General features: G+C 60.6%; 14 protein-coding genes and 1 pseudogene. 9 read left to right on the forward strand and 6 right to left on the reverse strand.

What is annotated here, in order from left to right; all coding sequences use genetic code 11:
• Positions 1–306: 306 nt before the first annotated feature.
• Entirely contained in the window at positions 307–1,020 is a 714-nt protein-coding gene (locus J7I84_RS01015) for an SOS response-associated peptidase (protein WP_214939420.1), read from the reverse strand.
• Positions 1,021–1,405: 385 nt separating this feature from the next.
• Between J7I84_RS01015 and J7I84_RS01020 the strand changes: the two are divergent.
• Both J7I84_RS01020 and J7I84_RS01025 read left to right on the forward strand, forming a co-directional pair.
• A pseudogene (locus J7I84_RS01020) lies at positions 1,406–1,737 on the forward strand (hypothetical protein).
• 19 nt (positions 1,738–1,756) lie between these two features.
• On the forward strand, positions 1,757–2,032 hold the full coding sequence (locus tag J7I84_RS01025) for a hypothetical protein (RefSeq protein ID WP_214939635.1): 276 nt from the start codon (positions 1,757–1,759) through the stop codon (positions 2,030–2,032).
• Positions 2,033–2,135: 103 nt separating this feature from the next.
• On the opposite strand, the gene J7I84_RS01030 is transcribed toward J7I84_RS01025, so the two are convergent.
• Complete coding sequence (locus tag J7I84_RS01030) at positions 2,136–2,489, reverse strand: hypothetical protein (RefSeq protein WP_214939424.1); 354 nt, start codon at positions 2,487–2,489, stop codon at positions 2,136–2,138.
• A gap of 538 nt (positions 2,490–3,027) precedes the next feature.
• On the opposite strand from J7I84_RS01030, the gene J7I84_RS01035 reads away from it, so the two are divergent.
• The 3 genes from J7I84_RS01035 to J7I84_RS01045 all read left to right on the forward strand — a co-directional run bounded on the left by J7I84_RS01035 (position 3,028) and on the right by J7I84_RS01045 (position 4,845).
• Positions 3,028–3,291, forward strand: coding sequence for a ribbon-helix-helix protein, CopG family (locus tag J7I84_RS01035; RefSeq protein WP_214939427.1), 264 nt, complete (start codon positions 3,028–3,030; stop codon positions 3,289–3,291).
• 100 nt (positions 3,292–3,391) lie between these two features.
• Positions 3,392–3,847: a hypothetical protein gene (locus tag J7I84_RS01040; RefSeq protein ID WP_214939431.1), complete on the forward strand. Its 456-nt coding sequence runs from the start codon at positions 3,392–3,394 to the stop codon at positions 3,845–3,847.
• Positions 3,844–4,845, forward strand: a complete 1,002-nt coding sequence (locus J7I84_RS01045; RefSeq protein WP_214939434.1) for a serine/threonine-protein kinase — start codon at positions 3,844–3,846, stop codon at positions 4,843–4,845. The genes J7I84_RS01040 and J7I84_RS01045 overlap by 4 nt, the downstream gene beginning before the upstream one ends.
• Positions 4,846–4,932: 87 nt before the next feature.
• On the opposite strand, the gene J7I84_RS01050 is transcribed toward J7I84_RS01045, so the two are convergent.
• From J7I84_RS01050 to J7I84_RS01065, 4 genes are all read right to left on the reverse strand, one after another.
• A complete protein-coding gene (locus tag J7I84_RS01050; RefSeq protein ID WP_214939437.1) occupies positions 4,933–7,728 on the reverse strand; it encodes a DEAD/DEAH box helicase in 2,796 nt (931 codons plus the stop codon).
• A gap of 8 nt (positions 7,729–7,736) precedes the next feature.
• Positions 7,737–9,836: a site-specific DNA-methyltransferase gene (locus J7I84_RS01055; RefSeq protein ID WP_214939440.1), complete on the reverse strand. Its 2,100-nt coding sequence runs from the start codon at positions 9,834–9,836 to the stop codon at positions 7,737–7,739.
• Positions 9,837–9,930: 94 nt separating this feature from the next.
• On the reverse strand, positions 9,931–10,572 hold the full coding sequence (locus tag J7I84_RS01060) for a recombinase family protein (protein WP_214939443.1): 642 nt from the start codon (positions 10,570–10,572) through the stop codon (positions 9,931–9,933).
• Positions 10,573–10,777: 205 nt separating this feature from the next.
• On the reverse strand, positions 10,778–11,494 hold the full coding sequence (locus tag J7I84_RS01065; RefSeq protein ID WP_214939446.1) for an IclR family transcriptional regulator: 717 nt from the start codon (positions 11,492–11,494) through the stop codon (positions 10,778–10,780).
• A gap of 182 nt (positions 11,495–11,676) precedes the next feature.
• Here J7I84_RS01065 and J7I84_RS01070 point away from each other — a divergent pair, with 182 nt between their 5' ends.
• From J7I84_RS01070 to J7I84_RS01085, 4 genes are read left to right on the forward strand one after another with little or no spacing between them, the layout of a single operon-like run.
• A complete protein-coding gene (locus J7I84_RS01070; protein WP_214939450.1) occupies positions 11,677–12,627 on the forward strand; it encodes a hydroxymethylglutaryl-CoA lyase in 951 nt (316 codons plus the stop codon).
• Positions 12,624–13,826 carry a CaiB/BaiF CoA-transferase family protein gene (locus J7I84_RS01075; RefSeq protein ID WP_214939453.1) on the forward strand — a complete coding sequence of 401 codons (1,203 nt, stop codon included), beginning with the start codon at positions 12,624–12,626 and terminating at the stop codon, positions 13,824–13,826. Before J7I84_RS01070 ends, J7I84_RS01075 begins: the two co-directional genes overlap by 4 nt.
• A gap of 12 nt (positions 13,827–13,838) precedes the next feature.
• A complete protein-coding gene (locus tag J7I84_RS01080) occupies positions 13,839–14,807 on the forward strand; it encodes an SMP-30/gluconolactonase/LRE family protein (protein WP_214939455.1) in 969 nt (322 codons plus the stop codon).
• A complete protein-coding gene (locus J7I84_RS01085; protein WP_285291158.1) occupies positions 14,804–15,586 on the forward strand; it encodes an amino acid ABC transporter ATP-binding protein in 783 nt (260 codons plus the stop codon). The genes J7I84_RS01080 and J7I84_RS01085 overlap by 4 nt, the downstream gene beginning before the upstream one ends.
• Positions 15,587–15,611: the final 25 nt, after the last annotated feature.

Raw genomic sequence — 15,611 nt, forward strand, 5'->3', positions numbered from 1 at the left:
TCCGGTCTCCACCTGCCCACAATGGGCATAACCCGCTTCGATTTTTGGGGGCGCCGCCTTTTGCGGTACACCCCGCCGGTACATCCGGCCCCGGGCCGGAACTCCCACCGGATGATGTACAACTCCCGGACCGCTAACCCCCTTGTGCTGGTTAGCGGTCGGTGCGGACGGCCAGGAGCTTTTGGCCTTCTTCCCGCAGCGCCTACAGGTTTTCCCGCGCCTCGTCGTAGGTGTCACCCTCGGCGCCGATACGGGTGACGCTGCCGTCGGGTTGCTGGTGCTGCCGGTAAGGATCACCGCAAGAGCCTACGCATCCGCGGGCGCCGGCTCGATGAGCTCGGGCCCATTGTTCCTGACGCTGTTGACCCTGGGGCTGACAATGCGTGGTGTGAGGGTGGGCTCGGGCAGGGCATCGAGCAGGTGCTGGACATCGTCCTTGGCCGTCAGGTCCGGACTGAGCCACTCGGCGAACCGGTCCCGCGGGATGATCACCGGGGACCGGTCATGGACGTGGCCGAGGGCGTCCTGGGTCTTGGTGGTCAGCACGGTGCAGGACAGCAGCCAGCGGCCGGGGTCGTCCTCGGGCACTGACGGATCGGCCCACCACTCGTACAGGCCGGCGAAGCCGAGCAGGGGTTCCTTTTCCGAGTACAGGTAGTTCGGGATCTTTTTGCCGTCCTCGGTCTTCTGCCATTCGTAATAGCCTTCGGCTGGGACGACGCAGCGGCGTTTGACTGCTGCCTTGCGGAAGGACGGCTTGTCCAGGATCGATTCGCTCCTGGCGTTGATGAGCTTGTTCCCGATTTTGATGTCTTTGGCCCAGGACGGGACCAGGCCCCAGCGGGCGATGAGCAGGTGCCGTTCGATCGAGTCCTCGTCCAGCCGTTCGGCCACGATCGGCACGTCCTGGGTCGGTGCGACGTTCCACGACGGCGGCGGCGGCCTGCCCTCAACCTCCTTCGCCTCGAAATGGCTCAGGAGATCACCGGTTGCCTTGGACATCACGTACCTGCCGCACATGGAGCCCATTCTGCCCGACACTTCACCCAAAGCGATCACCGCAGAGGGCGTCCCACGAGTACGGGCCGCTCCCCCCGGTTCCCAAGCACCCAAGACGGCGCGGCCTTGTCCACGGTTGGGGGCAATCCGGGTTATCCACGGCTGGTTTTTTTCCTGGGAGCCATCGGGGAAGCTCGCTTCGGCAGCCGGAGCGGTGGATAACCCCCATCAGGATTGTCCCCGGTTGTGGGCAGCGGCCCCCACAGCCCCGGCTTCGTGTCCTGCATCAGACGCAAGTTGGTGGAGAACGTTCTTTGTCGTACCCCTCCCCCACAATGAAACCTGCGGTCAGACGGGCCGTTTTTTCTTGGCGTGTCTATTCGAACATATGTTCTAAGGTTGTGTTATGGGACCGGAGCAAGCTGTCGCGCTGCAGGCGAAGTACGCGCGCCGCGCCGGCCCAATCGGGCTGACCGTGGAAGAGCTCGATTTCGAGCACTTCCCGGCAAAAACGGGTACCCAGGAATCCCAGTAAAGGCGTGGATCCGGTTCCCCAACTGCGCGGAGCTCGTGGACAGCGAAGTGTTCGCTTGGACGGCGAAAGCAGCAGAAGTGACGTGGAAGGACGGACCGGTGACATACCGGAACTGGGTGTGGAGTTCGGCGGTTACCCGCCGGGAAGAAATGATGAACAGAAATTTGGGAGAGCGGACCAACCGTGACAGCAACAGTAAGTGAAACAACCCTCAACGCCCCCGTGGACGTCCGCTTCACCGCAGCCGGCACACCCCTGGCCGTCCGCTATGACGGGCGCGTTTGGGCGGTCGCGGCGGAGCCGCTGCACTGGTTCACCAGGGACTACTGGTGGGAAACACAGCGGACCGTGCCGGTCGGAGTGGGGAACGTTGTGGACATCGAACACTGGAGACTTCAAGTCCGGCTGGGGTCCTCCATATCGGCGCTGCGAACCTTCGAACTGCGCCGGGATCCCCTGTCGGAACAATGGCTGCTGGAGTCAATCACGGACGAGTGAATCCGCACCTAAGGAGGGATGGGCAACCATATAGGTCAGAGCAGTCATTTTTGGGGAGACGCTGACGCTGAGCCGTTCAGCGTCTCCTTCAAGCTGGGCGACCCTATTTCTTGGCGTAGTAAAAACCCACCGCTGCCGCTGCTAGTGACTGAGGTGCAGAAAGTGCTGCAGCGGCCGCCGTAAAGCGTTCCAAAGGAAGGTCCAGCCATAGCAGACCAACAAACAGCGCGGCGTACAAGATACCCAATCCCGCCAGGATGGAGTAGGCGATCCTGGCGCGAACGCGGTCATGGTTGTGCGGATCCCTCGCTTCGACAGGGTAGAGGCCGGGCCCTCCTGGGGATAAGGATTCCTCCAACTCTTCCGGTGGCAGGGGCGTCAGTGTGCCTCCCTCGCCATCGCCAGCCTCATCGAGGCCGCCTTTCTGCCCTGCTTCCTCTGGATCAGAAATCGACATCTTTATCAAACACCGCCATCACTCCGCTGAGACCGGGATGGAGGGGGCTTTCATCGTCGGAAATTGATTCTTTAACGGCGAGGGGCATGGAGAGTGAGCTACTCCATGCCCCGCGGACACTGGAAACATAGATCCAAGGTGGCGTGTTGGGCCCGTTCGGGTCGTCGGACCCGCCGATAGGAGCACAAGATGACATCAGCGTGCTCTCCTTTCCCGGCTGCAGACCGGAGCAGTTCTTACAAACTTCGTGCGCAATCACATGCTACGCTCGTGTGCGTCGAATGTACATCAGACGCACACGATAGCCACATTTTTTGTTGACAGCGATCTCTACATCTGTGTACCTTTGACGTATGGCGCTGGAATATTCGGGTGAACCCGGGTATAAGCAGCAGCTAGGTACGACCTAGTAATGGAACCGAACGTGCCGGCTTGTCCGGCGACTCAAAATAATTGAATGACCTCCGTCTGATGGGGGTCTAATCGTCGTCTCTAAGACGGGGTTAGACGCGAGGTCACAACCAAGGAGAGATGGGAAATGCCTGCGAATCGCCACAGCTCCCCAACTACAAATGCCAAGCCCACGGGGGACCAGGAACTCGTTCGGTTGAGCGTTAACCTGAACAAAGAGACTGCGGACGCCCTGAAAGAGATGGCTAAGGAACATGGCATTTCATTCACCGAGGCCGTACGTCGAGCAATCTCCGTGTACAAGTTCATTGACGATGAAGTTCACGAGGGGCGCAAAGTGCACACCTTGGATGCCGACAACAAGAACGTTCGTGAGCTCGTATTGATGTAGCGCGCGTTGGAGGCGGGGCCGTGTTAACGCGGCCCCGCCTTCTTTGTGTTGGGCGGTACAGTCCAACACAGGACGTGAACTTCGAAGAAACTGGGAATGAATGAGCACCATGCTAGGACTGCAGTGTGAAAAAGAGCGCATGCTGTGGGCGCTGATGGACGGCGACACTCGCGGAACGGCGACCATGGTGTCGTCTGGAAGTAGGCCGCTGCCTAAGAAATCGCGTCAAGAAAAGCTCCATTGGATCTTTCGCGAAGTGACTGAAATGGTTCTGTCTCACTCCCCAGGAAGCATCCACCTTAATGAAGCTGAGGCTGGGCAGAGTATGAAGGCTTCTACTCTGGAGCGCGCACAGATGGACGGCGTCGTGCTCGCTGCAGCCGAACAAGCACAGCAAGAAGTTCTGACCTACAAGTGGCCAGGCTTGAGGAGCCGATACAAACTTGGCTCGAAAGACCTAATTCTTGATCATGTGGCCACACTGCAGGCATCTGCAGGAACGCCTAGAAGTAGGCTTATCCCTGTCATCGTCGCCATAGCTGAGCTGCCGGAGTGACAACACTTGGCTCAGGAAGCTTCGGGGTCGTAAAGCTTGAAGAAGATGCTCTTACAGGACGTCAGTACGCGGTCAAGTACATCGACACGTCCAGGTCCCATGGCTTGGCTCAATACTTCGAACCAAAGGCAATGGCGCTTGCCGAGCATGAAAACGTCGTAAAAGTTTTCCATGCGGATGTTGTAGCTGGCGAATTAATTATCCGGATGGAGTATCTTCCCGGAGGCACCGTCCAGGACAGATATCGCGGCCGTCCCGCACCCGTGCGGCAAGCGCTCCAGGTGGTCGAGGATGCGTGCCGGGGAGTTCACCACCTCCATTCGCAGGGATTGTTGCATCGAGATATCAAGCCGGCGAACCTTCTCTTTGCCGAGGGTGGTCAGGTGAAGGTTAGCGACTTCGGCCTTGCTGGTATGGCTGACGACCCCACGACCCTCCAGGAGGGAGGCTATTTGCCGCTGCGGCCGCCTGAGTGCTGGGCGGATGATTCCTACATTGATAGTCCCCTTGGAGATGTATACGCCCTAGGTGGCACTGCCTACCGCCTCATCAACGGTGACGACATGCTGTACGGAGCGTTCCCCTTCGATGCGAGCTTTCCGGAGGCAGTGCTCGCGGGAAAATTCCCTGACCGTAAGGCCTGGCAGCCGTACGTCCATCTGCCGCTAAGGCGCGCGATCGTTCGTGCCCTTCACGTGGACCCCATGAAGCGCTTCAACACTGCAGCAGATTTCCGCTTGGCACTTACGAAAGCTCAACCTCGTGTGTCTTGGGAGCTAGACGATCAGGGGGGTTGGATCGGCACAGGAACGGATTCCACTCGCTGGTCTGCCGGCATTGAGGAAACCAAGGGAACCCTCACTTTTTTCCTTCGCCGCGGAAAGAGCTACTCCACATTGAGGGAAGTGCGAGCAGCGCGCTTTACCGCACCCTCCCGCACCCAGACTGAAGCTCATGCACGCAGGGTGTTGCAGCGAGTTGCGCAGCACGGAGCTTAGATTGCCTCTATATGGCGCGCCGCAAACGCTTGTAATCACGCGAGCCGCCTACCACCGCCGCACCCAGCCTCGCACTCACAGTGACTCCTAATACTTTCCAGCATGCTCCAAGTACAGCGCCTCGGGCCGCGCATCCCGGTAGGACTCGACCGCGTCCTGCACGGTCTTATCCTTCAGGTTCAACGAGTAGAAGACGTCGTTGATCTTGATGATCGATTCAATGCGCTGGTAGTACTCTCCTTGGTCTTTGGCGTACTTGGCCAGGCCCCGCAGCTTCGGGATGGAGTCGCTCAGGCTCTGCGCGTGAGGATCCAGGATGGAGGCCACTACGCCGTCGTCGGACTGGTGGAAAAAGACAAAGTCCGGTGTCAGGCCGCGGTGACGGCCACCCATCGTGTACGGAACCGTCAGCGCACCGGAGCCCGTCGAGGGGTTCCTATACCAGCCCAGGCAGTTGCCGTCCTGCAGCTCGGTGTCTAGAACGTGAATCTCCCACTCGTTGAGCTTCACCGGGTAGTCGCCAGTCGGTGACGACAGGAGGTGCTTGGGCCAGACGACTTCGGCCACAGGGAAGGGCTTGTTTTCCACCAGCGAGATGACCGTGGGCTCCGGCTCGGTCGCCTCGGACCGTACCTCGTCAATCTGAGCCTTGAGAGCGGCAGGTGCCTTGTTAATCAGGGTCTGGTATTCCTTGAACCATTCAACGATGGTGGAATTAGCAACCTGTTCGAGCTTTTCCTTAATGCCCGGCTGGTGGGCTACGACTGCGACGGACATCATCATTGTGAAGGTGTCGCCGTCAGCTTCATAGCGCTCGTTGAGGTAAGCGTTGGCCATCGTGCGGCCTATACGCCGTTCCGCCTGAGCGAAAAGCTGCTCGACGCCCTTGCTGTCGATCTCGACCTCCTCGAGCTGGTCGACCTCCAGCACTGCGTTGCCGTCAAAGAGAGTCGTCACCTCATTCTCGATGAAGAAGTGGGCTAGCTTGTCAGCCTGCTCTTGGAACTTCTCGCTGGCGTCGAGTTGCAGCCTCGTCTCCCGGAGCACCTGGAGAAGGCGTTCGTTGGCAATCTTCGACGCCCCCTGGAGGATAGCGTTCTTGCCACCGCCGGTGAGCAATGTAGCGAAGTTCTTGAGTCGGTCAACCTGCGTCCGGTACTGCACACCGGGGATAACGTAGGAGGGCAACTCGAGGAGCTTCCCGAACACACTCGCATCGATCATCGGGTTGAGCGCCAGCCGGACATTCTCCTGCGTGATGACGCTGACCCCAGTAGGCCCAGGCCCGTCCGCAAGCTCCTGCTCCTCGACGATGATCAGTTCCTCTTCGGGTCCCGGACGCGCCGGCTCAGCCTCAGGGGCTGACAGCTGGTCTGTGTCGTCACTAAAGAGCCTGGCATCGTCTCGCTCTGCCTCACGACGGCGGATCAATTCGTCACGGAGGCCGGTGTTAAAGGTCGTCGCACGCTTGGCCACGGTGCTGCCGGCCAGCGTCATCTCAGTCGAGGGAATAGCGGGGACAAGCTCCGGCAGCGTGTCCCTGTCCATCGTTTCCGGATGGACCCACTCCTGGCGGAAGCTGTCGTCGCCGAGCTTGAGCCGGTCGGCGATCTTCTTCACGCCCGCCTTATTGAACCGGGGCAGGAAGCAATGCACGTAGTTGAGGGCTTCATTTTGTTCCACGCGCCGGGCGAGGGGCGTCCGGATCATCCTACCGATGATCTGCGTAATGGCGTCTTCTTCTTCGACTACACGGTAGGACAGCAGCACCTCGGCGCGGGGGCAGTCCCACCCTGTGGTGATGGCCTGCTTACAGAGAACCACCCGGATATCGAGGTCGTCTTGGATATCCTCCGGGTTCGAGTACGGAATTGCGTAAGCGCCGACTTTGAGAACACTGTGCTCACCAAAGGTGTGACAGATGTTGTGGGTCTTTAGACCGGGCCAGGACTCCATAACGACGCCGATGATCGATGACAGTTCTTCGTTGGACGGCGTGTTACCCACTTGAATGACCAGTGCCGGCAGTACCAGCGGCTCGTTATTCTGAGCTGAGTATGTTGCCCAATCATGCTCGTATCGACGAACGGTCGATACGGCGTGACGAAGCAGGGCCGATTCATTGAAGTTGGCAGCGATCTGCTGCGGCGAAGCCAGCACAAGCCCGTCCTTGAGAAGGCCAGAGGCCTGCACCTGGTCGACGCCAATGCGCGTGGCACGGACACGGCGCTTCATCGTGTCCATCGCCTTTTCGAACCTCTTCGGGGTGGCAGTGATCCCGACGATGACCGGCGCTGGCGGACGGCCGGTCTTCGCTCCGCCGATGACGCGCGACACGATGGTGTCTCGGGATCGCTCCGTCTTCATGCCGACGTGCGCCTCGTCGATCATGATTACTAGCTTGTCGGGCCGCATGTCGATCGTGTTCGTCAGCGTGGACCAGAAGGAATACTCGCGCAGGTCACCGCCACCCTCTTTGGACAGTCGAGCGCTCGAGTTAAGCTTCTGGACGTTGAGGAAGTAGACCTTGCCTGGATCGAGCACTTTCTGGTCGAAGCTCGACTCGATGATCTCGATCGTGCCGTGCGAAATCTTGTCCGAGGCGGTCAAGAACTTGCGGGCGGTCTGTTCGTTCAGCGACGGATCATCGGAGATCCAGAGAAACGTCCAGTCAGGTTTGGGAGTGAAGTCGTCGGCACCAAAGAGGGCCGCTTCAATGACAGCCGAGGCGATGACCGTCTTGCCTGATCCTGTCGGCGCAGTCAACTGCACGGCCGTGACGCGTTCGCCAGCGGTTTCTACATAGCGTTCCAGAGCCTCACTTATATCTTCGAGTACATCGCGTTTGGCAACAGCTTGGTAGCCGCGGAGCTTGAATTTCATAGAGACGCTTAGCCTTGCCTGGTGTTGATCTCGAACGACTGCAGGTAATCCGCGTAGAGCCTTACCGAGTCGATGCCCTGGTTGATCTGAACGTTGATGGCCTCAAACTCGGCCTGCGAATCGGTAACGATGAAGACGCAGCGAACATCATCGCGCGCATTGACCGCGTTTACGAATGGTTCCCATTGGTCGATGTCGGTCAGAACGCCGTAGAAACTATCTTTGGGCAGTGACCACCCTTCTTCGGGAAGGTCGTCTATGCGCGTCCCCTCGGCACCGGCTCGCATCCACAAAAGAGGTGCGATGGCATGAAACTTCCTCCCGAGCCGGATCAGGTGATTGTCCTCATAGGTCAGCTTAAAGAACTCCATGTTTTCCTCGAAACCGTCAGCCACCGGGAACGGGTCGACAAATCGGTAGTCACCTTTCACGGGCACTCCATCCGTCGTCCTACCCGTGATAGCCGCCTGGAGCCGTGGCATAGTGATGTGCTCGCAGATGCCGAGCGCTTCCCAGCGGGCATCGCCGGGGCGTAGCCCTTCTGCACGCAATCCCGCCTGCTCTTCAGCCGACACTTCGTTGTTGGTGATGCTGATGCTCCGCCGGCGGCCACCATCCTGCCGGTTCAGCCGCATAACGGCATGAGCGGTGGTGCCGGAGCCTGCAAAGAAATCGAGCACCACACCGTCCTTCTTGCCCCCGAGAGCAACACGAAGTGAGTCTTCGACTGCATAAAGAGATTTAGGAAACGGAAAGGCCCTGCCTTCTACAAACCGCTTGAGCAGGTTACTGCCGTGCTCCCCTGCGGTATGCCGTGACATGTTCCAGACCGTCTTCGGCGTGCGCCTTGTCGAAACAAGCTCTTGGAGGATGACCGAACCGTCCTCCCGGCGCCCGGTCACTTCGATGTCTCCGGTTTCTATCCGGCGGATCTGAGCCTTCCCGAGGTAGAGGACCGACCACCTGTCCAACTTCGAGTCATACGCGCCGAGCCGTGCATGCCCGGCAGCCAGAAGCGCTCGAATGTAATCTGCTGATGCACGCCAACGGCCCTCTTGACCGTCCGTTTTCAACGGCCAAACGGTAACCAGCCCCTTAGCCGCCTGGACGTCGTCACGGTTTGCATCGATCGGCAGGGGGGGCCCAACGTCGACGATCCTCTTTGTCTCTGGGTCAACGAATATTGGGTAGAACAGGTTGGGACGGTCCTGTCGCCGAGAGTTGGCGCCCCCTCGCAGCAGCCACTCCCAGCGGACATCCTTCCGAACAGGCGCCATGTCCTCACCACCAAGGAGATCTTCCGAGACGAGCCCGGGACCTGCTTGCCCGAAGAAGAGGAAAAAAGCGTACTCCTCGACGCGTGACATCTCCTGACCACGTGCAGATCCGTTTGGGTTGATGACGATCGTCACCATTTGGCGTCTAGCTTCAGGGAAGACCTTGTCCAGTAGGAGGCCTAGGCGGTGGACTTCCTTCTCGTCAATAGTGACTACGAGCGTGGCATCAGCGGGGTTCAGGAGTCGCTTCGCAAGCTTGAGCCTACGCTCCATGAAAGCGAGCCATTTGGAGTGCCGATACTGATCATCACCATCGACGTAGTCGTTGTTGTACTTCCAGTCCCGTGACCCTGTGTTGTACGGCGGGTCAATGTAAATTGCGTCCACCTTACCCTCATGGGTGTACATCAGGGTTTGAAGCGCATGGTAGTTCTCGGCATTGATGACTGTATGAAATGGTTTGTCATCGCCCCGAGTGACAGCACCGACGGACTCAAGACCGGGATAGATTGGGTCGCCAAATTCACGAATGACGACAAGCTCACCAATGGAAGCAGTCCCACGTTCGGCGGTATCGCCCATTCTTACGATGGTGGCCACACCGTCGACCAACCTTAGTACGGTCCATATACCGGGTGTCGATCCGTCCTTGTAGGCAACCTTGCCGCCTCGACTGATCTCAAACCCAGGAAGCGTTACCGTTTCTGGGCGGTGCTCTTCAAAAACGAGGCCAAAGCTTGTCTTGGCCGTCAACTTATTAACCTGGTCCTGGATCTCACTCCTCAGCTTTGGATCTGAAATCCTACCGATCAGCGTGTCGAGGTGTGCCACCCATGCTCCTTGAATCTCGGGCCGCGCTGCCCTATTAGGCCTGCGCGGGCGTACCTGACTTTACCCGTGGCCCGCTGCCGGTCCGGCCTCGGACTCACCTGCCGCCTGAGGCCGCTGTAGTTATGACTTCTTGGGCCTCCCTCCGGCTAAGGGCCCGAGTTAGCGATGAGACGCTGACGCTGAGTATCTGGGCAATCTCTTTCAGAGTTTTTCCTTGGCTGCGCAGCTGCCGTGCCGCCTCTGTCTTAGAAGGAGTCATCGTTCGAGGGCGGCCGCCCAGTCGGCCACGTGCCCTTGCTGCGGCCAGGCCGGCCTTTGTCCGCTCAGAAAGCCGAGACCGTTCGTACTCGGCAAGAGACGCAAACATGTCAAAGATCAGCTTGCCGTGTGCGCTGGTGGTATCCAGCCACGGTTCAGCCAGCGAACGGAACCCAATCCCCCGTTGTCCCAGCACCGTCACGATGTCAGCCAGGTCGGCCGTGCTGCGGCCCAGCCTAGTCAAGTCCGCCACCGTCAAGACATTGCCAGGCTGTAGGTAGTCCAGGCATTCCTTCCAGCGCGCCCTCAGTTGCGTGGCCCCGGAGGCGTACTCCTGAAATACGCGCACGGCTCCGGCGGCCACGAGCGCATCCACTTGGGAGTCCAAAGATTGCCCCCGGGTGCTGACCCTTGCATAACCAATCACGTTGCCGCCCACGTCAAAAAGCCTCCACTTTAGGTTTTGACAAGCTTTCATTTCGGAAACCAGTTTTGACCACCATAAGTGTGACTTTCGGCGGTGAATGGCGGTGTTCTGTGATCGCTAAATGTCGCACCCCTGGGTGTCCAACTGGCTCATATGGCTAGGGATCCGAGACGGGAAGGTTCCGAGACGCGCGGGCGGGGTGGTCCGTGCGGTAGCGGCCACAGGCGGGAGCGATTGAGAAGAGTGTGGGCCCGAACTACGGGACTTGGATGCCGGCTTCGCGCGGTTGGATTTTTCCGCCGAGCGTGGCTGAGAGTGTGGCGGCGCGTTCGAGCAGGACGTCTTTGATTTCTTCTGCGCGGGCGTGGTCCATGCGGCTTTTGGCTCCTACGGCTCCGAGGGCTCCTGCGAACTCGCTGCCGATGCCGTAAACGGGTACCGCCACGGCTGTGGTCTGTGGATCACGCTCGCCCATGGAGATGTAGTACCCGGCCTTTCGGATGCCTTCGTAGAATTCGCCGGTTCCGGTGGTGAAAGCCGTGAGGACGTGGCCGCCCGCACCGCGATCAAGGGGGAGTGCCACACCTTCTTCCTGGTGGTGGCGGATGCTTTGGCTTGATTCGTGGCGGTAAAGGCAGATGCGCCTGTCTCCTTCCCGGATGTAGTAGACGGCCGTTTCCTCGGTCATTTGTGCGACGTCGGCCAGGACAGGGCGGACGTAGTCGGCGAGTTTGAAGCTACGTTCGTAGAGGGATCCCAGGCGCCAGAGGGTGGCGCCAAGCCGGAACTGTCCGTCGGTGTCCCGAGTGAGGTAGCCGTTGCGCTGCAGGGATCCGGCCAGTCGGAGGATCGTGCTGCGGTACATCCCGGTGCGCTCTGCGAGTTGGGCCAGCGATAGCATCGCTGAGCCGTCATTGAAGCAGTCCAGGAGCGCCAGGGCCCTTTCAACTGCTTCTACTTTTTGTTCCGCCATGGGATTGCCTTTCGATCCTGCCTGTCTTTGATCCTATGCGGATATTCACTCCACAGTCCGGCACTTGACCTCTCGCTGTGATCGTCCTTACACTTTCTATCAGACGCACTACCGTTCTGTACAGTAGAAACCTCCTCGGAGGGGTGGTGTTCCCCGATCAACGAAGCCCTGGGAGGCATTTCATGAGCAGAACCTCGGACATCGACATCCTCGTGAGCGAAGTCGGTCCTCGGGACGGGCTTCAAAGCGTGGACCGCACCATGCCCACCAACGTGAAGACCAAGTGGATTGACGCCCTGGCAGGTGCCGGGCTGCGGGAGATCGAGGTCGGGTCCTTCGTATCGCCCAAGCGACTGCCGCAGATGGCAGACACCGGCGACGTGGTCCGGCACGCGATTACCATCGACAACCTGAATGTCCTCGCCCTTGTCCCCAACCTCCGCGGGGCCGAGGCCGCCGTCTCGGCCGGAACGCACGCACTGACGATGCCCGTCTCGGCGTCCCGGATGCATAGCCAGGCCAACATCGGCAAGACCCCGGAGGAAGCGGTAGCCGAAGTTTCCAAGGTGGACGCATTGCGCAGAAACAGCGCGGGGCAGGCAGTGACGCTTGAGGTTGGAGTTTCCACCGCCTTTGGCTGCACCATGGAAGGACCGGTGTCAGAGGACTGGGTATTAAGGCTCGCCGTCAGCTGCGCCGAGGCCGGCGCGGACAGCGTGGGCCTGTCCGACACCACCGGGTACGGGAACCCGGCGCAGGTCAAGAGGCTGTTCACCCGCCTCCACGCCGAGCTGGGCGAAAAGGCCGGCGGCGCGCACCTGCACAACACGAGGGGCCAAGGCTTGGCCAACGTGGTCGCAGCCCTTGACGCCGGTGTGACGACCTTCGATTCCTCCCTCGGCGGCCTCGGCGGATGCCCCTACGCTCCCGGCGCCAGCGGAAACATCGTCACCGAGGACCTGGTCTACCTGCTGGAATCAATGGGACTCCGGACAGGCATCGACATCGAAGCGCTCATCGCCGCTCGCCCGATCATCCTCGAGGGCCTCCCGGGAGAGGCGATCTACGGCAGCGTCCCCGACGCGGGCCTGCAGTTGGGCTTCGTCTACGCCGGCCAGGAGGTGACAGCGTGAGCGCGTTGCCATTGGACGGCGTCAAGGTCGTCGAATTCTCGCACATGGTCATGGGTCCCACGGCAGGGCTCGTGCTCGCCGACCTCGGCGCGGAAGTTATCAAGATCGAACCCGTCGGCGAGGGCGACAAGACACGCCGCCTGCCGGGGTCAGGCTCCGGCTACTTCCCCATGTTCAACCGGAACAAGAAGAGCCTGTCCGTGGACCTCAAGTCCGACGACGGCCGTCAGCTGGTGCACAAGCTGATCGCTAAAGCCGACGTTGTCACGGAGAACTTCCGCGTCGGCGCGCTGGACAAAATGGGCTTCGGCTACGAGGAACTGAGCCAGGAGAACCCCGGCCTTATCTACCTGTCGATGAAAGGCTTCCTCAGCGGCCCGTATGAACACCGCGCGGCCCTGGATGAAGTCGTGCAGATGATGGGCGGCCTCGCCTACATGACGGGCCCTCCCGGTAAACCCCTCCGGGCGGGAACCTCGGTCAACGACATCATGGGCGGAATGTTCGGCGCGATCGCCGTGATGGCCGCTTTGTTCGAGCGAACCCACACCGGCAAGGGCCGGATCGTCCGAAGCTCGCTGTTTGAAAACAACGCCTTCCTTGTAGGGCAGCACATGGCCCAGTACGGCGTCACCGGCACCCCGGCCCAGCCCATGCCGGTCAGGCTTTCCGCCTGGGCCGTGTACGAAGTGTTCGACACCGCTGATGAGGAAAAGATCTTCATCGGCGTGGTCAGCGATACGCACTGGGCGTCTTTCTGCCAGGCCTTCGACCTTCCCGACCTCGCCGCCGATCCAGGGCTGACAACCAACTCCCAACGTGTTGCCGCCCGTGCCCGCCTGATCCCGGTGATCCAGCACAAGATCGCGTCCATGAACCGCGCCGAGGCCGCCACACGGTGCGAACAGGCAGGGTTGCCCTTCGCCCCGATCCAGCGTCCCGAGGACCTCTTCAACGACCCGCACCTCGCAGTGCCTGGGGCGATGACACCTCTGACCCTGGCCAACGGAACCAAACTGCCCCTGCCGGCGCTGCCCATCGAGATCGACGGCGACCGCCTGGAAGCCCGGCTCGACCTTCCCAAGGCGGGGGAACACAGCACCTCCATCGCAGCGTCCCTGGGATACTCCGCGGAAGAAATCCACCGGCTCGTCGAACGCGGCGTCATTTCCACCACCGACGAACGAGTCCCGGCCTAAGGGAGCACCAGCATGTACCTCGATACCCCACCAACGCTGGTCGAAAGCACCATCTTCACCACGATGCCCGAGTCCCTCCGCCGCGGATCCCAGGGGTCGGCGTGGGCACGGGCCAACAAACCTGGGCAGAGCGTAGATTCCTTTATCGAAGGCCCCGCCTTCGATAACGAAGGCAACCTGTACATCGTCGACCTTCCATTCGGCCGGATCTTCCGCATCACCCCCGACGCGCAGTGGCAGCTCGTAACTGAATACGATGGCGAACCCAACGGGCTTAAGTTTGACCACAACGGAACGATCATCGTTGCCGATTACCGCCGCGGGCTCGTCCGGGTCGACCCGGCCACCGGCGGCACCGAGCCACTCCTGGAACGCCGCAACGCCGAATCCTTTAAAGGCGTCAACGATCTGACCATCGCCTCCACCGGCGAGATCTACTTCACCGACCAGGGACAAACCGGACTGCACGACCCCACCGGGCGCGTCTACCGCCTGCACCCGGACGGCAGGCTCAACTGCCTGATGGACAACCTGCCCAGCCCCAACGGCCTGGTCCTGGACCTCGAAGAGAAGAACCTCTTTGTCGCGATGACCCGCGACAACTCCGTCTGGCGGGCTCCGCTGACATCCACTGGCGGGGTGTCCAAGGTCGGGAGGTTCTGTACCATGTTCGGCACCAGCGGCCCCGATGGCATGGCCATTGATGAACAAGGACGCATCCACGTCGCTCACGCATCCCTTGGCCAGGTCTTCGTTTTCGCCCCGAACGGTGAATGCGTGGCCAGGGTCCGCTCCGCAGCAGGGCCCACCTGCACCAACGTCGCCTTCGGCGGTCCAGACCGGACCACGCTTTACATCACCGAATCGTCCACCGGAACCCTCCTCCAGGCCGCACTGGAATTCCCCGGTATGGAACTGCCGCGACCGCCGCGGTCCTCCGCACACCACACCCCAACAACGAAGAACGGAACCAGCACATGAGCCTCGCCGCCCAGCCTGCGCCCGCCCCCGCCAGCCAGGGCACTGACGCCCTGGTGGTCATGAACGGCGTCAACAAACACTACGGAGCCCTGCACGTCCTCAAGGACATCAACCTGAACATTCAGCGCGGCGAAGTGGTCGTCGTCATTGGACCCTCCGGCTCCGGGAAATCGACGCTTTGCCGGACCATCAACCGGCTCGAATCCATCGAAGGCGGAACGATCACCCTGGACGGCCGGCCGCTGCCCAGCGAAGGCAAAGAACTCGCCAGGCTGCGCGCCGAAGTTGGGATGGTATTTCAGTCCTTCAACCTCTTCGCACACAAGACCATCCTTGAAAACGTCACCCTAGGCCCTATCAAAGTCCGCGGGGTCAAGAAGGCCGACGCCGAAAAGCGCGGCCGTGAACTCCTCGAGCGCGTCGGCGTCGGAGCCCAGGCCGACAAACTCCCCGCCCAACTCTCCGGCGGACAGCAGCAGCGTGCAGCGATCGCACGTGCCCTGGCCATGGAACCCAAGGTCCTGCTCTTCGACGAGCCGACTTCGGCGCTCGACCCCGAAATGGTCAACGAAGTCCTGGAAGTCATGAAAGAGCTCGCCGCCAGCGGAATGACCATGGTCGTCGTCACCCACGAGATGGGCTTCGCCCGCTCCGCGGCGAACCGCGTGATCTTCATGGACGGCGGCTCCATCGTTGAGTCCGCAGACCCCGAGACGTTCTTCGCCCGCCCCACCTCCGAGCGGGCCCGGGACTTCCTCTCCAAAATCATCGCCCACTAATTCCCCCGCACCGATAAAGGACAAA

The organism is Arthrobacter sp. ISL-85 (genome assembly GCF_018613675.1).
GTDB lineage: Bacteria > Actinomycetota > Actinomycetes > Actinomycetales > Micrococcaceae > Arthrobacter.